Origin of the sequence: Streptomyces sp. NPDC052036 (assembly GCF_040680495.1) — a bacterium.
GTDB lineage: Bacteria > Actinomycetota > Actinomycetes > Streptomycetales > Streptomycetaceae > Streptomyces.
This window is the reverse complement of record NZ_JBFAWW010000001.1, coordinates 494,882-517,459: the sequence shown is the minus strand read 5'-3', so window position 1 is coordinate 517,459 and position 22,578 is coordinate 494,882. Positions and strand designations below refer to the sequence as shown.

The following is a 22,578-nucleotide window of genomic DNA, read 5'->3' as shown; positions in this document are numbered from 1 at the left end:
TCTGTCGTCCCCGCCGTCCCCGTCGCTCGCGCCGTCCGCGCCGTCAGGAGGAGCTACCACGTGAACAGTCCCGCATCCGTCCTGCAGATCGTGGCCCACCCGGACGACGACCTGTACTTCATGAACCCCGCGACCTTCCAGGGCCTGAAGGCCGGGACCCCCACCACCACGGTGTATCTCACCAGCGGCGACGCGAACGGGCGCAACCCCCGGCCGTGGCAGCTGGAACCGGTCGTCGAGGACCGCGCCGCGTACGGCAAGGCACGCCAGAACGGCATCAAGGCCGCCTACGCCGCCATGGTGTCCGGCGACCGCACGGCCGCCTGGAACCCGGGCACCCTGTCCACGGCGGGCGGGGCGCTCGCCGAGGTGTACTCCCTCGCCGACGCGCCCTGGGTGACGCTGATCTTCCTCAACATCCGCCAGCACGGCACGCCGGAGGGGCCGCCGCGCAGTCTGCACGCGCTCTGGCACGAGGAGACCGATCAGGTCCCGACGCTGGCGCTCAGCGGCGGCCTCGTGCCCGAGACGCACACGTACACCCGGGCCGCTCTGGTGGACACGCTGGTCCAGATCATGGGGATCGTCCGGCCGACGCTGGTGCGCACCATGGACCCGGACCCCGACCGGCTGGTGCACGACGAGAAGTTCCCGCAGCGGCACGACCACGGCGACCTCTCGGACCACTGCGACCACACCGCCGCCGCCCTGTTCTCCTGGCTCGCCCTCGACCGCTACCAGGGCCCGGCCGAGAACCGCACCTTCACGGTGGAGGCGTACCGCGGCTACTACAACGAACGCTGGCCGCACAACCTCAGCCCGCAGGCCGTCTCCCTGAAGGAGTACTTCCTCAACGTCTACGGCGCCGCGGACGGGTACGACGGCGGGGACCCCGCCGGCAGCGGCGACTACGCGGTCGGTCTGAACGCCCGGCGCACTGGCTGGGTGCAGAGCACCGCACCACGCCATCCGTCCGGGACGAACTGGCTGCTTGCCGACCGGCGGGGCCGGCTTGCGGCCTTCGCCGTGGTCAATCAGCAGGCCGCGGTATGGCTGGAGGCCCGGCCCGGCGCCGACCAGTGGCGTGGCCCCTTCTTCCTCGGCGGCGGCCCGCTCGCACCGAACCTCGCGGTGAGCCACACCCCGGACGGCCGCTGGCAGATCTTCGCCCTGCGGCTGTCCCGGCTCGCCGCGGACGACGGCCACGCCCGCGAGATCGTGCTGCTCGAACAGTCCGAGCCGGACGGGGTGTTCCCCGGCTGGATCACCCTGGGCAACCCCTCCGCGGGCGACCCGCAGCGCGACCGCCACCTCGGCGCACCCGCCGTGACCAGGGACGGCAGAGGGCGGCTGCATCTCTTCGTGCGCAACGCCGGCCAGGGACTGCACAGCCGCGTCCAGGAGGCCGACGGCTCCTGGGGAGAGTGGACCGACCTGCGCGGCCATGAACTCCAGGAGGGACTCACCGCACTCACCGCGCCGAACGGCCATGTGGAGGTGTTCGCCGCCAGCCGCGAGGGTGTCTTCCACTGGTCGCAGAGCTCCCTCGACACGCCGCCCAGCAGGGCGCCCCGCTTCCGGCTCACCGTGCCGGGCGGTCCCGCCGCGGCCGTCGTCCAGCCGGGCGGACAGGTCATGACGGTCTACCGGCAGCCCGGATCGGGTCGTCTGCTGATGGCGCAGGAGGACGCCCCCGGAGGCCGGTGGGCCCAGCCGGCGGCGTCGATCGGGGGCCGCGGCGGCTTCGGCGCGATCGCCCTTGCGGCGGGACCGTCGCCCGAGACGGGCACGCTCGTCGTCACCCGAGGCGACCTGGGCGGGGTGGCCTACCGCTTCCTGCCCGGCGAGGAGACCTGGCGGGAACTGCCCACGACCGTACTGGGCGGCACGATCGCGCACGCCCCCGCGGCCGCCTTCGACGCGCTGGGCCGCGCCACCGTCGCGGTCCTGGGCGCGGACGGCCGTCTGGCCGTCGCCCGCCAGACCGCCCCCGGTTCACCGGAGTTCGGCCCCTGGCAGATCACCGGCTGACCCGTCGCCGACGCCGCCGCGTACGACGAAGGGCCTCCGCGCGATGCGGAGGCCCTTGTCATGTACGGCGGTTGCCGTCGGGTTCGGCGGCGGCGGTTACGCCGGGACCGACGCCACGCCCGGCTCCAGGAACCTCTTGCCGTTCACACGCTCGGAGACACCCTCGCGGTCCAGGTACGGCGTGATGCCGCCCAGGTGGAAGGGCCAGCCGGCGCCCGTGATCAGGCACAGGTCGATGTCCTGGGCCTCGGCCACGACGCCCTCGTCGAGCATCAGACCGATCTCCTGCGTGACCGCGTCCAGCACCCGGTCGCGGACCTGCTCCTCGGTCAGCACCGAGTCGCCCTGCTTCAGCAGCGCGGCGACCTCCGGGTCCAGCTCCGGCTTGCCGCTGTCGTAGACGTAGAAGCCGCGCTTGCCCGCCTCGACGACCGCCTTGAGGTTCGAGGAGACCGTGAAGCGGTCCGGGAACGCCCTGTTGAGGGTCTCCGAGACATGCAGACCGATCGCCGGGCCGACCAGCTCCAGCAGCACCAGCGGGGACATCGGGAGGCCGAGCGGCTCGACCGCCTTCTCCGCGACCTCGACCGGGGTGCCTTCGTCGATGACGTTCTGGATCTCGCCCATGAAGCGGGTGAGGATGCGGTTGACGACGAACGCCGGGGCGTCCTTGACCAGAACCGCGGTCTTCTTCAGCTTCTTGGCGACGGCGAACGCCGTGGCGAGCGACGCGTCGTCGGTCGTCTCGCCGCGGACGATCTCCAGCAGCGGCAGCACCGCGACCGGGTTGAAGAAGTGGAAGCCGACGACCCGCTCGGGGTGCTGCAGCTTCGACGCCATCTCCGTCACCGAGAGGGAGGAGGTGTTGGTCGCGAGGATGGCGTGCGCGGGCGCTACCGCCTCGACCTCGGCGAACACCTGCTGCTTGACCGACATCTCCTCGAACACGGCCTCGATGACGAAGTCCGCGTCCGCGAAGCCCTCGGCCTTGTCCAGGACACCGGAGACCAGCGCCTTCAGACGGTTGGCCTTGTCCTGGTTGACGCGGCCCTTGGCGAGCAGCTTGTCGATCTCGGCGTGGACGTAGCCCACACCCTTGTCGATGCGCGCCTGGTCGATGTCCGTGAGGACGACCGGGACCTCCAGGCGGCGCAGGAAGAGCAGGGCGAGCTGCGACGCCATCAGACCCGCGCCGACCACGCCCACCTTGGTGACCGGACGCGCCAGGCTCTTGTCGGGGGCGCCCGCCGGACGCTTGCCGCGCTTCTGGACGAGGTTGAACGCGTAGATGCCGGAGCGCAGTTCGCCGCCCATGATCAGGTCCGCGAGGGCCTGGTCCTCGGCGTCGTAGCCCTGCTGCAGGTCGCCGTTCTTGGCCGCGGCGATGATGTCGAGCGCGCGGTAGGCGGCCGGGGCCGCGCCGTGCACCTTGCTGTCGGCGATGAAGCGACCCCGGGCGACCGCCTGGTCCCAGGCCTCGCCGCGGTCGATCGCCGGGCGCTCGATCTCGATCTCGCCCTTGAGGACGGACGCCGTCCAGATCAGCGACTGCTCCAGGAAGTCGGCGCCCTCGAACAGGGCGTCGGCGATGCCCAGTTCGTAGACCTGCTTGCCCTTGAGCTGCTTGTTCTGGTTGAGCGAGTTCTCGATGACGACCGAGACGGCCTTGTCGGCGCCGATCAGGTTCGGCAGCAGGGTGCAGCCGCCCCAGCCCGGAACGAGGCCGAGGAACACCTCGGGCAGGGAGAACGCCGGGAGGGCCGCGGACACCGTGCGGTAGGTGCAGTGCAGGCCGACCTCGACGCCGCCGCCCATCGCCGCGCCGTTGTAGTAGGCGAACGTCGGGACGGCCAGCTTCGACAGGCGCTTGAAGACCTCGTGGCCGCCCCGGCCGATGGCCAGCGCGTCCTCGTGCCGCTTCAGCAGCTCGACGCCCTTGAGGTCGGCGCCGACCGCGAAGATGAACGGCTTGCCGGTGATGCCGACACCGACGATGTCGCCGTCCGCGGCCTCCTTCTCGACCTGGTCGATCGCCGTGTTCAGATGCGCGAGCGACTGGGGGCCGAAGGTGGTCGGCTTGGTGTGGTCCAGGCCGTTGTCGAGGGTGATCAGGGCGAAGCGCCCAGCGTTCAGCGGCAGGTCGAAGTGGCGTACGTGCGCCTGCGTGACGACCTCGCCCGGGAACAGCTCGGCCGCACCCTTCAGCAGCTCAGTGGTGGTGCTCACTTGTCCCCCTCGAAGTGCGGGTTCTCCCAGATGACCGTCGCGCCCATGCCGAAGCCGACGCACATGGTGGTCAGGCCGTAACGGACCTGCGGCTGCTCCTCGAACTGGCGGGCCAGCTGCGTCATCAGACGGACGCCGGAGGAGGCGAGCGGGTGACCGAAGGCGATGGCGCCGCCGTACTGGTTGACGCGCTCGTCGTCGTCCGCGATGCCGTAGTGGTCCAGGAAGGCCAGGACCTGCACCGCGAAGGCCTCGTTGATCTCGAACAGGCCGATGTCGGAGATGGACAGACCCGCCTTGGCGAGAGCCTTCTCCGTCGCCGGGATCGGGCCGTAACCCATGACCTCCGGCTCGACGCCCGCGAAGGCGTACGAGACCAGACGCATCTTGACGGGCAGGCCGTTCTCGCGCGCGAAGTCCTCGGAGGCGATGATCGAGGCGGTGGCGCCGTCGTTCAGACCGGCCGCGTTGCCCGCGGTGACCCGGCCGTGGACGCGGAACGGCGTCTTGAGGTTCGCCAGGTTCTCCAGCGTGGTGCCCGGGCGCATCGGCTCGTCGGCGGTGACCAGGCCCCAGCCCGTCTCGCCGGCCTCCGGGGTGGTGCGGCGCACTGAGATCGGCACCAGGTCCTGCTGGATCTTGCCGTTGGCGTACGCCTTGGCGGCCTTCTCCTGCGAGCGCACCGCGTACTCGTCGGCACGCAGCTTGGTGATGTGCGGGTAGCGGTCGTGCAGGTTCTCCGCCGTCATACCCATGAACAGGGCGGACTCGTCGACCAGCTTCTCGCTCACGAACCGCGGGTTCGGGTCCACGCCCTCGCCCATGGGGTGGCGGCCCATGTGCTCGACACCACCGGCGATGACGGCGTCGTAGGCGCCGAACGCGATGGAGCCCGCCGTGGTCGTCACGGCCGTCAGCGCGCCCGCGCACATACGGTCGATGGAGTAGCCGGGCACCGAGGTCGGCAGACCCGCGAGGATGCCCGCGGTGCGGCCGAGGGTCAGACCCTGGTCGCCGATCTGGGTGGTCGCGGCGATGGCGACCTCGTCGATCTTCTTCGGGTCGAGGCCCGGGTTGCGGCGCAGCAGCTCCCGGATCGCCTTCACGACGAGGTCGTCGGCGCGGGTCTCGTGGTAGATGCCCTTCGGGCCCGCCTTGCCGAACGGGGTGCGGACGCCGTCGACGAAGACGACGTCCCTGACGGTACGAGGCACGATGGCTCTCCTCCAGGGTGCGGGATGGCACTGCTGCGACACGCTGAGCGCGCGCTCAGTCCCATGCTACTTGTGGGTAACCAAGCTGCCCAGCCCCGCCGGGCCAAGCGGTGAAGGTCACACCGCCGACGCAGGGGCGGAAAGCGGCAAAGGGAGGAGAGGGGGGAGAGCAGGGGGTGCCGTGGAGGGGTGGCCGGTTGGCGTGATGCCGACACGACCGCTCGGCTTCCGGGGGCGCCAGAGGGGCGTGTTCATGCCGGTTCGGCGGTCGCGTGCGGGAGTCGCGACCGTGTTCGTGCGGCGGCGGGGTGGCTCGTGGCCGTGTTCGTACGGTGGCCGGGCCGCTCGTGGCCGTGTTCGTACGGTGGCGGGGCGGCTCGTGGCCGCGCCCGCGTCCCTTGTGCCGGGGCGCCCGGCCCGGCTGCCTCAGCTGTTCACGGACAGCGCGGTCACCAGGGCCGGGGCGACCTGCTCGACCTGCCAGGGCCGGGCGCCGTATCCGGTGAGCGCGGTCGTGACCGTCGGGGCGTCGACCGGCTTCGGCGGCTCCCAGCACAGGCGCCGTACGACGTCCGGGGAGATCAGGTTCTCCTGCGGCATGGAGAGCTGCTCGGCGAGCGCCGAGACCGCGGCGCGCGCGGCGGAGAGCCGGGCCGCGGCCGCCGGGTCGCGGTCGGCCCACGCGCGCGGCGGCGGGGGACCGGCCACTGGCTGCCCGGGCTGCGGCAGCTCGGCCTCGGGCAGTTCCCTCGCCCGGTCGATCGCCGCCTGCCACTGCTCCAGCTGACGCCGGCCCATACGGTGACCGAAACCGTTCAACGAGGCCAGGGCGTGCACGTTCGGCGGCAGGGCCAGCGCGGCCTCGACGATCGAGGCGTCCCCGATCACCTTGCCCGGCGAGACGTCGCGGCGCCGGGCGATCCGGTCCCGGGTCTGCCACAGCTCGCGGACGGCCGCCATCTGTCGGCGGCGGCGCACCTTGTGCATCCCGGACGTACGGCGCCAGGGATCCTTGCGCGGCTCCGGCGGCGGCGCGGAGACGATCGCCTGGAACTCCTGCTGGGCCCAGTCCAGCTTGCCCTGCCGGTCCAACTCCTTCTCCAGGGCGTCCCGCAGGTCGACGAGCAGCTCCACGTCGAGGGCGGCGTAGCGCAGCCACGGCTCGGGCAGCGGCCGGGTCGACCAGTCGACGGCCGAGTGCCCCTTCTCCAGGACGAAGCCCAGGACGCTCTCCACCATGGCGCCGAGGCCCACCCGCGGATATCCGGCGAGGCGCCCCGCCAGCTCGGTGTCGAACAGACGTGTGGGCACCATGCCTATCTCGCGCAGACAGGGCAGGTCCTGGGTGGCGGCGTGCAGCACCCACTCCACTCCGGCGAGCGCCTTGCCCAGGCCCGACAGGTCGGGGCAGGCCACCGGGTCGATCAGTGCCGTGCCCGCGCCCTCGCGGCGCAGCTGGACCAGATAGGCGCGCTGGCCGTACCGGTAGCCGGACGCGCGTTCGGCGTCGACGGCGACGGGGCCGCTGCCGGCGGCGAACGCGGCGATCACCTCGGCGAGCGAGACCTCGTCGGCGATCACGGGCGGAATGCCGTCGCGCGGCTCCAGCAAGGGGATCGGCGCCGCTTCGACATCGTCCGGAGGGGCGCCTCCGGTGGTTCGCAGTGGGCTGTCTGCTGCGGTCTCTTGGGCGTCGGTCACCTGTCAAGGGTATCTGTGCGTGGACGGCGCCCGTCGACGGAACGTTCCGTCGACGGGCGCCGGAGGGGCGTAAACCAGTCATGTGCAAGACATGGCGGCGTGCGCTTCCCGTGCCCACGGGCGGTACGGGGCGGGCGCGTCCAGGGGGTGGTCGGTGACCCGGACTCGTGTCGGCGGCGGCTCGGTGTCGGCACGGGCCGGGATGTGGCGTGCGGGGTGCGGGGACGGGGGTTCGGGGGCGGGTCAGTGGATGATGCCGGTGCGCAGGGCCACCGCCACCATTCCGGCGCGGTCGCCGGTGCCCAGCTTGCGGGCGATGCGGGCGAGATGGCTCTTGACGGTCAGTGCGGACAGGCCCATGGAGACGCCGATCGCCTTGTTCGACTGGCCCTCGGCGACGAGCCGCAGCACCTCGACCTCGCGACCGGACAGCTCGCGGTAGCCGCCCGGGTGGCTCGGGGCACCCGGGGGGCGGCGGTGCAGGCGTGCGGCCGCGGCGCCGATGGGGGCGGCGCCGGGTCGGGTGGGGAGCCCGACGTTCGTGCGCGTACCGGTGACGACGTAGCCCTTCACACCGCCCGCGAGGGCGTTGCGGACCGCGCCGATGTCGTCGGCGGCGGACAGGGCGAGGCCGTTGGGCCAGCCCGCGGCGCGGGTCTCCGACAGGAGGGTGAGGCCGGAGCCGTCGGGGAGGTGGACGTCGGCGACGCAGATGTCACGCGGGTTGCCGATACGGGGGCGGGCCTCCGCGATCGACGACGCCTCGATGACATCGCGCACTCCGAGCGCCCAGAGGTGACGGGTGACGGTGGAGCGGACCCGAGGGTCGGCGACGACCACCATGGCGGTCGGCTTGTTCGGGCGGTAGGCGACCAGGCTTGCGGGCTGCTCGAGGAGAACGGACACCAGGCCTCCTGGGGGTGCGGGACGGGGCCGGCTCTGGGGATGAAGCCGGGACGAACCGTGCTTTCAAGGTCACAGTCGTCTTCGGCACCAAACCCATGCTCCTTTAGAGAATGATCACGATTTGGTGAGTAACAATCCGGGCAATTCGGATGCGCGAGCGATCAGCTGAAGATCGAATGGGTTCGGTCCTTTATGGAGAAGCGGCCGAAAGTGGTCGTATCGACAAAGAGACGGCAAGAAGGGTCAAGTCGGGGTTGACAAGGTCGAGGCCTCCGCGCGTGCGATCTTCACTGCACTCGTCGCCGGGGGTGTCAGCGGGGCTGCGGCCCCCGCCGCTGCGGCAGCGTCACCACCGACCCGTCCCCCGGGCCTGCCGGGGGCAGACCCGCCACCTGGGCCAGCAGTTCGCACCAGCAGGCCAAGTGGGCCGCGGTGTCCGGGACCCCGCCGAGACCCTCACGCGGCGTCCAGGAGGCACGGATCTCGATCTGGGAGGCGGCCGGCCGGGCCGCGAGCCCCCCGAAGTAGTGCGAACTCGCGCGGGTGACGGTGCCGCTCGGCTCGCCGTAGGACAGTCCGCGGGACTGGAGGGCGCCGGTCAGCCAGGACCAGCACACCTCGGGCAGCAGCGGATCCGAGGCCATCTCCGGTTCGAGTTCCGCGCGCACCAGGGTCACCAGACGGAAGGACCCCTGCCACGCCTCGTGCCCGGCGGGGTCGTGGAGCAGCACGAGACGTCCGTCGGCCAGATCCTCGTCCTCCTGGACGACCGCCGCTTCCAGGGCATAGGCGAACGGCGCCAGCCGCTGCGGCGGGCGCGTGGGTTCGACCTCGATCTCGGCCCGAAGACGCGCGGTCCTCAGCGCCTCGACCGCGGCACGGAAGGGCGCCGGAGTCGTATCCGTCCCATCCGGGTCCTCCTCCTGCGCGTCGTCCATTCCGCCAGCGCCGTCCGTCAGTCGTCCCTGAGCCGCAGCCATGCGGGGAAGAGTAAGGGGAAGAAAGCGCGTTCGCAGGGAGAGACACCCGAAGCCGGCGGCGGTTTGGCGGGGAACGGCGCGGTGTGGTTGCAGCCGTCGGCGCCGGGGCACGACCGCGCGCCGGGTGCGATGTCCGACAGCCCCGTGCCCCGGCGCCGACGAGCCCCGTCCGGGGGCTGCCCACCCGGGACAGGGATGTCTGTGCGGCGTGCGAGACTTTTCGCGTGAGTGCCAATGACCGCCCCGCGACGGGCCAGCCGACAGCCACGTACGACTCCGCTTTCCTGAAGGCGTGCAGGCGCGAGCCGGTGCCGCACACCCCGGTGTGGTTCATGCGGCAGGCGGGGCGCTCGCTGCCCGAGTACCGCAAGGTGCGCGAGGGCACCCCCATGCTGGAGTCCTGCATGCGGCCCGAGCTGGTCACGGAGATCACGCTCCAGCCGGTCCGCCGGCACGGCGTGGACGCGGCGATCTACTTCAGCGACATCGTCGTCCCCCTCAAGGCCATCGGCGTCGACCTCGACATCAAGCCGGGCGTCGGCCCCGTCGTCGCACACCCGATCCGCACCCGCGCCGATCTGGCGCAGCTGCGCGACCTGACCCCCGAGGACGTCTCGTACGTCACGGAGGCCATCGGGCTGCTCACCGCCGAACTGGGCGCGACCCCGCTGATCGGCTTCGCGGGCGCCCCCTTCACCCTCGCGAGCTACCTCATCGAGGGCGGCCCCTCCCGGACGTACGAGCACACGAAGGCGCTCATGTACGGCGACCCGCAGCTGTGGGCCGACCTGCTGGACCGGCTCGCGGACATCACGGCCGCCTTCCTGAAGGTCCAGATCGAGGCGGGGGCCTCCGCCGTCCAGCTCTTCGACTCCTGGGCCGGCGCCCTCGCCCCCGTGGACTACCGCCGCTCGGTGCTGCCCGCCTCGGCCAAGGTCTTCCGCGCCGTCGAGGGATACGGCGTGCCCCGTATCCACTTCGGTGTCGGCACCGGTGAGCTGCTCGGCCTCATGGGCGAGGCCGGCGCGGACGTCGTCGGTGTCGACTGGCGCGTCCCGCTCGACGAGGCGGCCCGCCGCGTCGGCCCCGGCAAGGCCCTTCAGGGCAACCTCGACCCGGCGATCCTCTTCGCCCCGAGGGAGGCCGTCGAGGCGAAGACCCGGGAGGTGCTGGACGCCGCCGCGGGCCTTGAGGGCCATGTCTTCAACCTCGGCCACGGCGTGATGCCGTCCACCGACCCCGACGCCCTCACCCGGCTCGTGGAGTACGTCCACACGCAGACGGCCCGCTGACCGTCCCCCGGTTCACCACCCGGCCCGCGCCTGCCTGCCCCATCGCAGGCCGCGCGGCTCGGGCGGCGCCGGGGTGCCCGAGCGCAGCGGCCAGGCCAGAATCATGCCGACGAGGAAGCCCACCACATGGGCCGCGTACGCCACTGTCCCGGCCTTGGAGACGCCGCCCCCGGACGAGTAGACCGCCTGCAGCACGAACCAGAAGCCCAGCACGATCCACGCGGGCAGCCGCAGCGGCAGGAAGAGCAGGAACGGGACCAGGATCCAGACCCTGACCCGCGGATACAGCACCAGATACGCGCCGAGCACGCCCGCGATCGCGCCGGACGCGCCGATCAGCGGGTCGCCCGAGGTGTCGTTGAGAAGGGCGAAGCCGTATCCGGCCGCGTAGCCGCACGCCACGTAGAAGAGCGCGAAGCGGATGTGGCCCAGGCGGTCCTCGATGTTGTTCCCGAAGATCAGCAGGAACAGCATGTTGCCCAGCAGATGAAGCCAGCTGCCGTGCAGGAACATCGCCGTGAAGACGGACGCCGGCGGCGACTTGTGGTAGCCCGGCGGGGCCACCACGCAGCCCGCGCCGTGCGAGCCGACGCCCACCGCGCCCGTGGGCACGAGCCGCGGCAGCTGATCGTGGATCAACTCCCGGGGCACCGCCGCGTAGTGGTCCAGGAACGCCTGGAGATGACACAGCTGGGACAGGTCGCTCTGGCCCGCCACCGAACCCGCTATGCCGGGGGTGACCAGGAAGACGACGAAGTTGGCGGCGATCAGCGCGTACGTCACATAGGGCGTGCGTCGCACCGGGTTGACGTCATGAACGGGAATGACCACAAGAAAGTAGTGCCCGGGATGCGACCGGCGAACCGGTGAACGCGGTGCTCCGCCCGTGCGTATGTCTCCTCAACCGCCCGCGGTGCGGGGAAGGCGTGTCGCGGGGACGACGTGAGGAACAGGCGATGAACGACCGAGTTACTCCTCCGATACACGCCCTGCCCGACGGTGAGGCCGAGCTCGCGCTCGTGATCCATCTGCCCTGGGAGGACATCGCCCGGCTGGGCCAGGAGGCCGGGCGACTGGCGTCCCAGATGCAGCGTCCCGTGACCCTCGACGAGGCCGTCAGCCACCGGCTGCGCTCCACCCGGGCCGGCGCCGCGCACGCGAAGCCCGCCGTGCAGCCCCAGCCGGCCGCTGTGACCTCCAGCGCGTCCGTGTCCTCGCTGCCGCCGCGCCCGCCGGCCGAGCAGGCCCGGCAGGCGATCGAGCGGATCAACGGGGTCGGCCAGCACGAGACGGCCTGACCGGACGGGAACCGCGACCGGTGGCCGCCGGTCGCGCGGTCTCCCGCCCCTACCGGGGCGCTCCTGCCACCGCCGCGGCCGCCTTGCGCGCGGCCACCAGGACCGGGTCCCACACCGGGGAGAACGGCGGCGCGTAGCCCAGGTCGAGGGCCGTCATCTCCTCCACCGTCATCTGTGCCGTCAGTGCCACCGCCGCGATGTCGACGCGTTTGGCCGCGCCCTCCCGGCCGACGATCTGGACGCCGAGCAGCCGTCCCGTACGACGCTCGGCGAGCATCTTGACGGTCATGGGGGCGGCGTCCGGGTAGTAGCCCGCGCGGCTGGTCGACTCGATGACGACCGTCTCGTACTGCAGCCCGGCCCGTCGCGCGTCCTTCTCCCGCAGCCCGGTGCGCGCGATCTCCAGGTCGCAGACCTTGCTCACGGCCGTCCCGACCACGCCCGGGAACGTGGCGTAACCCCCGCCCACATTGGTGCCGATGACCTGACCGTGCTTGTTGGCATGGGTGCCCAGCGCGATGTGCCGCATCCGCCCCGAGACCAGGTCGAGCACCTCCACACAGTCGCCGCCCGCCCAGATGTTCTCGTGCCCGCGCACCCGCATCGCCAGATCGGTGAGCAGCCCGCCGTGGGCGCCGAGCGGCAGACCGGCCGCCCGCGCGAGCGCCGTCTCCGGGCGTACGCCGATCCCGAGGATCACCACGTCGGCCGGGTACTCGGCCGCGTCCGTGCCGACCGCCCGCACCCGGCGTTCCGGGCCGGCGGCTGCCGTGAGGATCTTGGTGACCGCGGCGTCGTTCACCATGGTGATCCCCAGACCCTCCATGGCACGGTTCACCAGCCGGCCCATGTCCGGGTCGAGGGTCGCCATGGGCTGGCTGCCCCGATTGACGACCGTGACCTCGTAACCGCGGTTGATCATCGCCTCGGCCATCTCCACGCCGATGTAACCCGCGCCGACGACCACCGCGCGACGCCCCCGCGTGGCGGCGAGCGAGTCCAGCAGGGCCTGGCCGTCGTCGAGCGTCTGCACCCCGTGCACCCCGGGCGCGTCGGCACCGGGCAGATCTGGACGGATCGGGCGGGCTCCGGTCCCGATCACGAGCTTGTCGTACGAGGTCCAGGACTCGGCCCCGGAATCGACGTCCCGCACGCGTACCCGGCATCGTGCGACATCGATCTCGGTGACCTCCGTCCGCATCCGCAGATCGATGTCGCGCGCGCGGTGCTCCTCGGGCGTACGGGCGATCAGCCGGTTCCGGGAGTCGACGTCGCCGCCCACCCAGTACGGGATGCCGCACGCCGAGTACGAGGAGAAGTGGCCGCGTTCGAACGCCACGATCTCCAACTGGTCGGGACCCTTGAGACGGCGTGCCTGCGATGCGGCGGACATGCCCGCCGCATCGCCGCCGATGACGACGAGGCGCTCTTTCGTACGGCTCATGCTCATGCGAACACGCTACGAGGAGGCGGCACGTCCGGCCGGATCCGGCCCTCTCGGTGCGGTGACGGTCGGGCCCGGGTGGGGACACCTGGCCCCTGCGGGGCTGTCAGTGCTGTCTGAGAGGCTGGGGGACATGAGCGCACTGGACGCCCGCGCGGACGCGGGGCACGTCGTCGTCATCGGAGGCGGGATCGCCGGACTGGCCGCCGCCCACCGGCTGCTGGACCGGGGTGCGCGGGTGACGGTCCTGGAGGCCTCGGACCGGCTCGGCGGCAAGCTGCTGCCCGGTGAGATCGCGGGCGTGCGGGTCGACCTCGGGGCCGAGTCGATGCTGGCACGGCGGCCCGAGGCGGTGGCGCTGGCCCGCGCGGCAGGCCTGGGGGACCGGCTGCAGCCGCCGGCCACGGCGACCGCCTCGATCTGGACCCGCGGTGCCCTGCGGCCGATGCCCAAGGGCCATGTCATGGGTGTCCCCGGCACCGCGTCCGCGCTCCTCGGCCTCCTCTCCGACGACGGCCTGCGCCGTATCGAGCAGGACGCACGGCTGCCGCGCACGGAGATCGGCGACGACGTCGCGGTCGGGGAGTACGTGGCGGACCGCCTCGGCCGCGAGGTCGTCGACCGCCTGGTGGAGCCCCTGTTGGGCGGGGTGTACGCGGGCGACGCGTACCGCATCTCGATGCGCTCGGCGGTACCGCAGCTCTTCCAGGCCGCGCGGGCCCACGACTCGCTGACGGCGGCGGTCCGCGACATCCAGGCGAAGGCCGCCGCGGCCGCCCAGACCGGCCCGGTGTTCATGGGCATCGAGGGCGGCGTCGGCCGGCTTCCGCTCGCCGTCGCGGAGTCGGTCCGGGCCAGGGGCGGCGAGATCGTCCTGAATTCGGTCGTGGACGGGCTGCGCCGCACCGACGAGGGCTGGGAGGTCCTGGCCGAGGACCGTCTGTACGAAGCGGACGCGGTGGTCGTCGCCACCCCCGCCCCGCAGGCCGCCCGTCTGCTGCGCACCGCGTCCCCCGAGGCCGCCGCCGAACTGCGCAGCGTCGAGTACGCCTCCATGGCCCTGGTCACCCTCGCCTACCGCCGCGCCGACGCCGACCTCCCCGACGGCAGCGGCTTCCTGGTGCCGCCGGTCGACGGACGCACGATCAAGGCGTCGACCTTCGCCTCCCGCAAGTGGGGCTGGATCGCCGACGAGAACCCCGACCTGCTCGTCCTGAGAACGTCCGTGGGGCGGTACGGGGAGACCGAGATCCTCCAGCGCGACGACGCCGGCCTCGTGGCCGTCTCATGCGAGGACCTGCGGGAGGCGACCGGCCTGGACGCCACCCCGGTGGAGACCCGCGTGACCCGCTGGACCGACGGCCTGCCGCAGTACCCCGTGGGCCACCACGCGCGCGCGGCCCGCGTCCGTGAGTACGTCGCGAAGCTCCCGGGACTGGCCGTGTGCGGTGCGGCCTACGACGGTGTCGGCATCCCCGCCTGCATCGCGAGCGCGTACGCGGCCGTGGACCAGCTGGGCGGCGATCTGCGCGGTGTGCAGCGGCTCACCGCCAACCCGGTGCAGAGCCTCCATGGCGGAGCGGGAGAATAGGCACATGAGCGACGACGCCCCCACCACCGAGTCCGGCAGGATCCCGAACAAGGGCAAGCTGGCCAAGGACCTCAACGAGGTCATCCGCTACACGCTGTGGTCCGTCTTCAAGCTGAAGGACGTGCTGCCCGAGGACCGCGCCGGGTACGCCGACGAGGTCCAGGAGCTGTTCGACCAGCTCGCCGCGAAGGACGTGACCATCCGCGGTACGTACGACCTGTCGGGCCTGCGCGCCGACGCCGACCTCATGATCTGGTGGCACGCGGAGACCAGCGACCAGCTGCAGGAGGCGTACAACCTCTTCCGCCGCACGAAGCTGGGCCGCGCCCTCACCCCGGTCTGGTCGAACATGGCGCTGCACCGCCCCGCCGAGTTCAACCGCTCGCACATCCCGGCGTTCCTCGCCGACGAGACGCCGCGCAACTATGTGAGCGTCTACCCGTTCGTGCGCTCCTACGACTGGTATCTGCTGCCGGACGAGGACCGCCGCCGGATGCTCGCGGACCACGGCAAGATGGCCCGCGGCTACCCGGACGTGCGCGCCAACACGGTCGCCTCGTTCTCCCTCGGCGACTACGAGTGGGTCCTCGCCTTCGAGGCCGACGAGCTGCACCGCATCGTCGACCTCATGCGCCATCTGCGCGGCTCCGAGGCCCGGATGCACGTTCGCGAGGAGATCCCCTTCTTCACCGGCCGCCGCAAGTCGGTGGCCGAGCTGGTCGCCGGTCTCGCCTGACCGCGGTGCATAACGCGCCGGGCACCCCGGGGTGCCCGGCGCGTCAGCCTGTCACGGGCGGCGCAGGGCTGGACGTGGCGGGCGGCAGCGGATACGTCGCCGACGGAGTCACCGGAACCGGTGTGCCCGGGTCGGCAGTGGGGCCCGGTGGGGCGGGGGAGTAGGTGAGCGGCGGCGGGGAGGCGGTGGCCGCGTCCCGGGCCAGCGCGTCGAAGTCGACGAAGCCGGTGGCCTCCAGGACCTTGATGTGGTCCAGCACGGTGGCGTTGGCGTCGTCGGCGAGGGCACGCACCAGTGAGTTGCGGGTGGTGGCGCGGACCTGGGCGACGACGGTGAAGACCTTGCCGTGGGCCTGGCGCAGCAGATTGGCGAAGTCGCGGTCGTACTCCTCGCCCTGGGCCGTGTTCAGGGTCGCGAGCCACTGTTGCTGTTGTGCGTTCGGCTGACGGGGCAGGGCGAGCCCGAGGCGTCCGGCGACATCGCGGACGCGCGCGTCCAGGAAGGTGTGGCCCTGGACCAGATGCTCCCCCGCGGTGCGGACTGCCTGGGTGGTGCCCTTCTGCTCGGCCTGCTGCCCGGCCGGCAGTTCCCACAGCCCGGCCAGCCGGACCCGGGTGATGAAGTCCCGGTCCAGCGCGGACAGCGGGCCGTAGCTCGTCGGGACGGTCTGGGCGTTCAGAGTGTCCAGGCCGGTGCCGGAGCGGTCCGCGTAGGACCAGACCGGGAAGACCAGCGCGGCGAGGGTCCCCGCGAGCAAGGTGATGAGGATCCCGGTGCCGCTGAGGATTTTGCGGCCTTTGACGGGTCTGGATCGCATGGGGGCCTCCTGCTTGCGGCACCGCACGCCAGTGCGCTTCGGGTGCGGTTTGGCATGTTTCTGCGCTCTCTGTGCCAACTGTCGTGAGGGGAGAAACAGCTGGAAAAGCGGGCATGCCACATGGAATGCGCTGTGGGGAGCGAGGGGCATTCCCTTGCGAAGGCATCCAAAACGACCGCTGTGTTCGAGCCATGGGGCCGCTGTGTTATCCGCGGCACACTCCGCGAGAAGGCCTCCGGCGCACAGCCGGGAGTGATACCGGGGCGGGGCTGGGGTGATACGGAGCGGGGGCCCGTGAGTCATACGACTGCGGGGGCTCAGTGCCGGAGCAGTACCCGGCGTGTGGCCCGGGCCAGCCGGGCCGCGGGGTGCCGGGAGGGCGGGGTGGGGCCCGAGCGCTCCACCCACCAGTCACGCAGCCGTCGCCGCGCCCCGGCGTCCTCGGGGAGCCCGGCGCGCAGCAAATGCTCGGCGAAGTCGAGGGCGTCGCGCCGGTAGCCCCTGGTCATCGGACGGCTCTGGGCGTAGTCCAGGAAGACCTGCAGGTACGCCTCCCCGAGGATCACCGGCAGCTCGGGCGCGACCTTCGCGACGACACCGGCCCGCTTGGCGGCCAGGGCGCGCGCCTGCACCCCGAGCCGTACGCGGTCGAATCCCTCGGGCACCGGAGTGCCGGCGACGAGACAGGACAGCAGCGCGGCCTGCGCCAGCGCGAGCCGCTCCCGCGCGGACGCGTCACCGTCACCGTCGTCGCCGCGGCCGGACCCAGGACCCACGCCGCCTGCCGACCTGCCCGGGCCCGTGTCGCCCGTCGGCTCGTCCGCACCGGCATGGCCCGCCGACCCGGTCCTCGCCTTCTCGACCGTCTGCCGGATGGCGGACAACTCCCGCTCCAGTTCGTCCGGTTCGGGGAAATTCTCGTCGCGCTCCAGCAGGACCCCGGGCGGGGTGGCGCGTGACGCGAGGTCGGCCAGGATGTCGAGGACCGGTTGCGGCACCGGGTGGGCGTGGCTGTCGTGCCAGACGCCGTCGCGTTCGAAGCCGCCCGCGACATGGACGTACGCGATGGCCTCCACGGGCAGCTCGTCCAGCGCCCTGGCCGGGTCCTCGCCGCGGTTGACGTGGTTCGTGTGCAGATTGGCGACGTCGATCAGGAGTCGTACGCCGGTACGGTCGGCCAGGTCGTACAGAAACTGCCCCTCGGTCATCTCCTCGCCCGGCCAGGAGATCAGCGCCGCGATGTTCTCCACGGCGAGCGGCACCGGAAGCGCGTCCTGGGCGATACGGATGTTCTCGCACAGGATGTCCAGCGCGTCGCGGGTGCGCGGGACCGGGAGCAGATGGCCCGCCTCCAGCGTCCGCGAGGCGGTCAGCGGCCCGGCCGCCCGTACGAACGCGATGTGCTCGGTGACCAGCGGCGAGCCCAGGGCCCCTGCGCACTCGGCGAGCGCGGCCAGCCGTGCCTCGTCGGGGCGGTCCGCGCCGCCGAGGCCGAGGGAGACGCCGTGCGGGACGACGGTGACACCGCGCTCGCGCAGCCGCACCAGCGACTCGGGAAGGTGGCCGGGGCACACGTTCTCGGCCACGGTCTCGACCCAGTCGATGCCGGGCATCCGCTCCACTGCGTCGGCGATCTCCGGCCGCCACCCGATGCCCGAACCCAGACGCTCCATCGTCCCCTCCTCCGCCATGGATCACCCGGCGCGTTCTCGCGCGGCCACCGGCTCCCGGCCGACCTTGTGGTCTCTCGCCCCGTCGTCGCCCCGTCCCCGCCCCGCCCGTCCCCGTCGTCGCCCCGTCCCCGCCCCGCCCGTCCCCGTCGACGACCGCCGCTGCCGGTGTGACGGAGTGATGGCCCCGGCCCCCGGGGCCGAACCCTCCGCGGAAACCTTCAGAGCAACATTTGAGGTTCCGCCCGGCGCCCGCCTCAGTCCGGCACCCGCCCCGCCCCGGCACCCTCCGCCGGAGGGTTCTCCGAGCCCCGGCTCCCCACTTCCACTCCAACGGAGGGCACTACGGCACGCGGCCCCCAGGAAGAGCTGCTGGTGACCGTGCGGCATCTCGCAGCGGAGGCCCACCCCCATCCGGAGGAACCGTGATCACCCGTCCCCACAGGCACCGCCGGCGCGGTGCGGTCGCTCTCGTCCTGGCCGCCCTCGTGACGTCCCCCGGCGTGGCCCCCGCGCACGCGGCCGCACCGTCGCAGGACGCCTGCCACACCGTGGGCGATGCGATGCCCCACGGCGACTGCGGGCCCTTCCGCCAGGTCGTCGCCGACGACTTCAACGGCCAGTACGTGCCGCTCGGGGCCTTCACCGGCTGTGCCGGGGACGGCGACTTCCGCTGCGCGGGCCTCAGGATGTTCGGCACCGTGTACCGGCAGATCGGCGCCTATCCGCGCGGCTGGTACGACACGGCCAACCCCAAGAACCACTCCAACGGCAACACCCGCACCTTCGGCGGCGAGTACCGCGCGGACGACACCACCTGGATCGGTCCGTCATCCAGCGGGGACGGGCAGCTGCACGTGCGCATGTACCGGCCGCCGGTCGGTGACAACCATGTGTCCGCGCCGGTGCCGCTGGGCTGTATGAACATCCGCTACGGCAAGTTCAGCGAGCGCTGGCGTGTGCACGGCACGCTCGACGGCTACAAGATGGCCCACCTGCGCTACGCCGGAAGCGAGATCGACTTCCCGGAGGCAGGCGAGAACTTCGCCTACGACCCGATCAGCGCCTTCGTCCACGGCTTCCGCGAGTACAACGCCGACGCCTCCGGCCGCTGGACCGACTGGCACACCAGCACCTACGAGATCACCCCGTCGGGCGTCACCTTCTACCTGGACGGCAGAAAGATCGGCGCGGTGTCGGGCGACAACCCCGACGCCACGCCCTGGGTACTCCAGAACGAGTCGAGCCTCGGCGGCCACTACGCCGCCCGGGGCTCCTCCGTCCAGATCGACACGACCTGGCTGACCTGCTACCGATACCAGGCGGCGCGCGGATGACCCCGGCGCGGGAGCGGGCCGGAGAAGGCGGATCGGACACCCCACGTCACACTGCGTGGATGTCCGGCCGGACCTCCACGATGATGTCCGCGTCCGCCGCCTCGCCCTCCTCCTCGCGCCAGAGGAAGACCCGCACGTGCTTCGCCCGGGGCAGGCCGCACGCCTTCCACTCGGTCATCAGGTCGGCGACGACGAGGGCGACGGCGTACTGGGCGCCCTCGCTGGAGTCGGCGGCGCTGATCGTGCCCCGCCACCGTGCGGGGTCGCTGCCGTAGGGGCGCCATCCCTCCGAGCCGTGCGGCTCGAACACCCGGTACACCCAGTCCGTCTCGGTGCCCATAACGCCGATCCTGTCACCAAGGAGTTCCCGGCGCCGCATCGGAGGGACGGCGCGCACCGCGCGCGGTCAGCGCCGGCGCAAGGCCGGGTGGTCGGCCACGACCGTGCAGCTGCCGGGGGCGATCTCCGTGAAGCCCGCATCGCGTACCAACGGCAGGCCGGACGCGGTCAGTTCGGCCCAGCGGGCCGGGGGAGCCATGCGGACCTGGAGCGGGAAGCCGGCGTCGCGCCAGGCCTCGCGCTCGTCGTCCGGCAGGTCCCACCAGGCGAGCTGCGCGCCGTGACCGGCCTGGGCCATCGCCTTGCCCGCGGACATCTCCAGGCCGGGGTTCAGCCACAGCACCGGCGTGGACGGGTCCGGCTCGATGGGCGGCTCCGGGTCGTCGAGGTCCGTGCCCGAGACCTGGAGCCGGGCCAGGTCCTTGGGCCAGCCGTCCAGCGGGACCGGCGGGAAGCCCCGTACCTCCGCGGACTTGCCCGCGACCGTGATGCCGGGCAGTGCCTCGGCCCTGCGCCACTCCGCGCCGCGCGCCCGGCGCACCACCTTGCGGATCCGTGCGTCCTGCCAGTCCCGCATGGCCTGGGCCCACTCGCCCTCGCCCAGCGAACGCGCGTCGCTGAGCATGACGAGCACGGCGCGCGCCGCGGTCTCCAGCGCGTCCGTACGCGCCGGGGGAGCGGCCCGCTCGATGCGGACCACCAGCGGCATGACGAACTGCGGTGCCTCGTCGCGCGCGGTGCGCTCGGAGCGGAAGGGGCTGTCCTGGTCGTCGTGCGGGGCGTCCGCCGACGTTGCGGGGGTCTGGTCACTGCTCACGACGCCAAGTGTGCCAGGGCGGAAGATCGGGTCATCGGGTGAGCCGTTTCCCCGGCGCAGACGGAGGCCGCCGAGGTCTAACGGTGTCCGCCCGACGCCCCGACCAGCCCGGAGACCTTGACGAAGCGGTAGCCCTGCCTGCGCAGCTGAGGCACCAGCTTGCGCACCGCCGGTTCGGTCACCGGCGCCGCGCTCCGTGTGCAGTGCATGATCACCACGGAGCCGGGCCGCACCCCCCGCAGCACCCGCCGCGCCACCGCGCCCGCGTCCGCGGCGAATGTGTCCCCGCTGACCACGTCCCACTGGATCGCGGTGACCCCGAGCGGACCGAGCGCGCGCAGGGCGCGGTTGTCGTAGCAGCCGCCGGGGAAGCGGAAGTACGGCATCGGACGGGCGACGCCCGCCTTGCGGATCGCCGTGAAGGCGCGCTCCACGTCCGCGCGCATCTTCGACTCGGGCAGCACCGGCAGCCCGTAGCAGCGGTCGGTGAACGAGTAGTGGCTGTAGGAGTGGTTGGCGACCTCGAAGAGCGGATCCCTGCCGATGTCCCGGGCCTCGTCGGGGTACTGGTCGGCCCATCGGCCGGTCATGAACAGGGTGGCCGGCACCTTCAGCTCGCGCAGCGTCACGATCAGGCCGGGATTGTCGAAGCGCTCGCCGTGCGCCGCCCGCGGCCCGTCGTCGGCGGTCATGTCCGCATCGAAGGTGAGGGCGACGGTCTTCTGCTGTGTCCGGGCGCTCAGGAAGACGGGCGTCAGCCCGGGGGACCCGGGCGCGAGCATCGGCATCCTGGAGACGGCCGTCCAGGGTGACGGCGCGGCCGGCGCCGAAGGCCGCCCGGGGTCGTGCGGGGTGTTCGGGGCTCCGCAGGCGGCGAGGACGGCGCCGCACACGCAGACGGTGGCGATCCGTCGCACAAGAGAGATCACCGCACCAACGTACGGGCGCGCCTACGAGGAGATCGGTCCCGGCTGCGGTGCGCCGGGCCGGTACGACGGCGAAGTCACCCGGCTGGGCTGCCGCGCACGGCCGGCCGGTCGGCCCCTCGCAAGGGGGGCCGAGGGCGGGCGGCGGTCGGTCAGTCGTCGCGGGCGGCGGAGGCGGGGGCGGGGGCCGACGGCACGTCCTCGGCCGGGGGCTCCGCCCACAGCTCCGGAGGGGCCTCGCCCGACGGAGTCGAGGCACCTTCGCCGAGCGGAACCTGGGCGAGCCCGTGCGCAGGTGTCGCGGTGACCTCCTCCGGGGGCTCCGCCGCCGCTCCCTCCGACAGCTGCGGTGCGGTCCCGCTCGCGGGCGTCGGCGGACCCTCGGCCGACTGCTCCGGAGCGTCGGAGACCGGCTGGACCGGCTGGACCGGCTGGACCGGCGCGCCGAGGGCCGAGTGCGTCCCGTCCTCCCCGGACTGCGCCCGCTCCAGGAAGCGCAGCAACTCGACCGGGAAGGGCAGGACCAGCGTGGAGTTCTTCTCCGCCGCGACCGCCACCACGGTCTGCAGCAGCCGCAGCTGAAGCGCGGCGGGCTGCTGCGACATCACCCCGGCGGCCTCCGCCAGCTTCCTGGACGCCTGGAGTTCCGCGTCCGCGTTGATGACGCGCGCCCGGCGCTCACGGTCCGCCTCCGCCTGGCGGGCCATCGACCGCTTCATCGTGTCCGGCAGCGACACGTCCTTGATCTCTACCCGGTCGATCTGCACGCCCCAGCCCACGGCCGGACTGTCGATCATCAGCTCCAGGCCCTGGTTGAGCTTCTCCCGGTTGGACAGCAGGTCGTCCAGATCGCTCTTGCCGATGATCGAGCGCAGCGAGGTCTGGGCCATCTGCGAGACCGCGAACCGGTAGTCCTCGACCTGGATGACCGCGTTCTCCGGGTCGATCACCTTGAAGTAGACGACGGCGTCCACGCGCACCGTCACATTGTCCCGAGTGATGCCCTCCTGTGCGGGGATCGGCAGCGTCACGATCTGCATATTGACCTTCTGCAGCCGGTCGACGAAGGGAACGATCACGGTGAAGCCCGGGGGCCTCGGCGGACTGAGCAGCCGCCCGAAGCGGAACACGATCCCGCGCTCGTACTGCTTGACCACCCGGGCCGCCGCGGACACGTACACGAGCCCCACGGCACCGAGTCCGACCAGCGCACCCACCAGCTCCGAGAGCATGACGACCTCCTCACCGAGAGG

Annotated in this window: 19 protein-coding genes; 6 read left to right on the top strand and 13 right to left on the bottom strand. The window is 72.3% G+C overall.

What is annotated here, in order from left to right; genetic code table 11:
* Window positions 1–60 precede the first annotated feature (60 nt).
* On the top strand, window positions 61–2,031 hold the full coding sequence (locus AB0L95_RS02510; protein ID WP_365155654.1) for a PIG-L family deacetylase: 1,971 nt from the start codon (window positions 61–63) through the stop codon (window positions 2,029–2,031).
* A 96-nt stretch (window positions 2,032–2,127) separates the two neighbouring features.
* Here AB0L95_RS02510 and AB0L95_RS02505 read toward each other — a convergent pair whose 3' ends face one another.
* The 5 genes from AB0L95_RS02505 to AB0L95_RS02485 all read right to left on the bottom strand — a co-directional run bounded on the left by AB0L95_RS02505 (window position 2,128) and on the right by AB0L95_RS02485 (window position 9,058).
* The gene (locus AB0L95_RS02505) at window positions 2,128–4,257 is read right to left on the bottom strand and encodes a 3-hydroxyacyl-CoA dehydrogenase NAD-binding domain-containing protein (protein WP_365155651.1); all 2,130 of its coding nucleotides are present in this window, start codon (window positions 4,255–4,257) and stop codon (window positions 2,128–2,130) included.
* Entirely contained in the window at window positions 4,254–5,471 is a 1,218-nt protein-coding gene (locus AB0L95_RS02500) for an acetyl-CoA C-acyltransferase (RefSeq protein ID WP_365155648.1), read from the bottom strand. Before AB0L95_RS02500 ends, AB0L95_RS02505 begins: the two co-directional genes overlap by 4 nt.
* Before the next feature lie 426 nt (window positions 5,472–5,897).
* The gene (locus tag AB0L95_RS02495; protein ID WP_365155645.1) at window positions 5,898–7,172 is read right to left on the bottom strand and encodes a ribonuclease D; all 1,275 of its coding nucleotides are present in this window, start codon (window positions 7,170–7,172) and stop codon (window positions 5,898–5,900) included.
* Between the two features lie 243 nt (window positions 7,173–7,415).
* Window positions 7,416–8,078 (bottom strand): response regulator transcription factor, encoded by a 663-nt coding sequence (locus AB0L95_RS02490; RefSeq protein ID WP_003993737.1) that lies wholly within the window; start codon window positions 8,076–8,078, stop codon window positions 7,416–7,418.
* 311 nt (window positions 8,079–8,389) lie between these two features.
* The gene (locus AB0L95_RS02485; protein ID WP_365155642.1) at window positions 8,390–9,058 is read right to left on the bottom strand and encodes a DUF3000 domain-containing protein; all 669 of its coding nucleotides are present in this window, start codon (window positions 9,056–9,058) and stop codon (window positions 8,390–8,392) included.
* A 224-nt stretch (window positions 9,059–9,282) separates the two neighbouring features.
* On the opposite strand from AB0L95_RS02485, the gene hemE reads away from it, so the two are divergent.
* A complete protein-coding gene (gene hemE, locus AB0L95_RS02480) occupies window positions 9,283–10,350 on the top strand; it encodes a uroporphyrinogen decarboxylase (protein ID WP_365155639.1) in 1,068 nt (355 codons plus the stop codon).
* 12 nt (window positions 10,351–10,362) lie between these two features.
* Here hemE and AB0L95_RS02475 read toward each other — a convergent pair whose 3' ends face one another.
* Window positions 10,363–11,181, bottom strand: coding sequence for a rhomboid family intramembrane serine protease (locus AB0L95_RS02475; protein WP_365155636.1), 819 nt, complete (start codon window positions 11,179–11,181; stop codon window positions 10,363–10,365).
* A gap of 125 nt (window positions 11,182–11,306) precedes the next feature.
* On the opposite strand from AB0L95_RS02475, the gene AB0L95_RS02470 reads away from it, so the two are divergent.
* Complete coding sequence (locus AB0L95_RS02470; RefSeq protein ID WP_365155634.1) at window positions 11,307–11,648, top strand: hypothetical protein; 342 nt, start codon at window positions 11,307–11,309, stop codon at window positions 11,646–11,648.
* Window positions 11,649–11,697: 49 nt separating this feature from the next.
* On the opposite strand, the gene AB0L95_RS02465 is transcribed toward AB0L95_RS02470, so the two are convergent.
* Window positions 11,698–13,098, bottom strand: coding sequence for an FAD-dependent oxidoreductase (locus AB0L95_RS02465; RefSeq protein ID WP_365155631.1), 1,401 nt, complete (start codon window positions 13,096–13,098; stop codon window positions 11,698–11,700).
* 127 nt (window positions 13,099–13,225) lie between these two features.
* On the opposite strand from AB0L95_RS02465, the gene hemG reads away from it, so the two are divergent.
* Window positions 13,226–14,683, top strand: a complete 1,458-nt coding sequence (gene hemG, locus AB0L95_RS02460) for a protoporphyrinogen oxidase (RefSeq protein ID WP_365155628.1) — start codon at window positions 13,226–13,228, stop codon at window positions 14,681–14,683.
* Between the two features lie 4 nt (window positions 14,684–14,687).
* Window positions 14,688–15,419 (top strand): hydrogen peroxide-dependent heme synthase, encoded by a 732-nt coding sequence (gene hemQ / locus AB0L95_RS02455; RefSeq protein ID WP_365155625.1) that lies wholly within the window; start codon window positions 14,688–14,690, stop codon window positions 15,417–15,419.
* Window positions 15,420–15,462: 43 nt separating this feature from the next.
* On the opposite strand, the gene AB0L95_RS02450 is transcribed toward hemQ, so the two are convergent.
* The gene (locus tag AB0L95_RS02450; protein ID WP_365155623.1) at window positions 15,463–16,236 is read right to left on the bottom strand and encodes a DUF4142 domain-containing protein; all 774 of its coding nucleotides are present in this window, start codon (window positions 16,234–16,236) and stop codon (window positions 15,463–15,465) included.
* A gap of 317 nt (window positions 16,237–16,553) precedes the next feature.
* Window positions 16,554–17,909 (bottom strand): DUF692 domain-containing protein, encoded by a 1,356-nt coding sequence (locus tag AB0L95_RS02445; protein WP_365155620.1) that lies wholly within the window; start codon window positions 17,907–17,909, stop codon window positions 16,554–16,556.
* A gap of 422 nt (window positions 17,910–18,331) precedes the next feature.
* Between AB0L95_RS02445 and AB0L95_RS02440 the strand changes: the two genes are divergently transcribed.
* Window positions 18,332–19,243, top strand: a complete 912-nt coding sequence (locus AB0L95_RS02440; RefSeq protein WP_365155617.1) for a glycosyl hydrolase family 16 — start codon at window positions 18,332–18,334, stop codon at window positions 19,241–19,243.
* 46 nt (window positions 19,244–19,289) lie between these two features.
* On the opposite strand, the gene AB0L95_RS02435 is transcribed toward AB0L95_RS02440, so the two are convergent.
* The 4 genes from AB0L95_RS02435 to AB0L95_RS02420 all read right to left on the bottom strand — a co-directional run bounded on the left by AB0L95_RS02435 (window position 19,290) and on the right by AB0L95_RS02420 (window position 22,557).
* Window positions 19,290–19,583, bottom strand: coding sequence for a hypothetical protein (locus tag AB0L95_RS02435; protein WP_365155615.1), 294 nt, complete (start codon window positions 19,581–19,583; stop codon window positions 19,290–19,292).
* 66 nt (window positions 19,584–19,649) lie between these two features.
* Entirely contained in the window at window positions 19,650–20,399 is a 750-nt protein-coding gene (locus AB0L95_RS02430; protein ID WP_365155612.1) for an aminoacyl-tRNA hydrolase, read from the bottom strand.
* A 77-nt stretch (window positions 20,400–20,476) separates the two neighbouring features.
* Window positions 20,477–21,328 carry a polysaccharide deacetylase family protein gene (locus tag AB0L95_RS02425; RefSeq protein ID WP_365155609.1) on the bottom strand — a complete coding sequence of 284 codons (852 nt, stop codon included), beginning with the start codon at window positions 21,326–21,328 and terminating at the stop codon, window positions 20,477–20,479.
* Window positions 21,329–21,477: 149 nt separating this feature from the next.
* Window positions 21,478–22,557, bottom strand: a complete 1,080-nt coding sequence (locus AB0L95_RS02420; protein ID WP_365155606.1) for a slipin family protein — start codon at window positions 22,555–22,557, stop codon at window positions 21,478–21,480.
* Window positions 22,558–22,578: the final 21 nt, after the last annotated feature.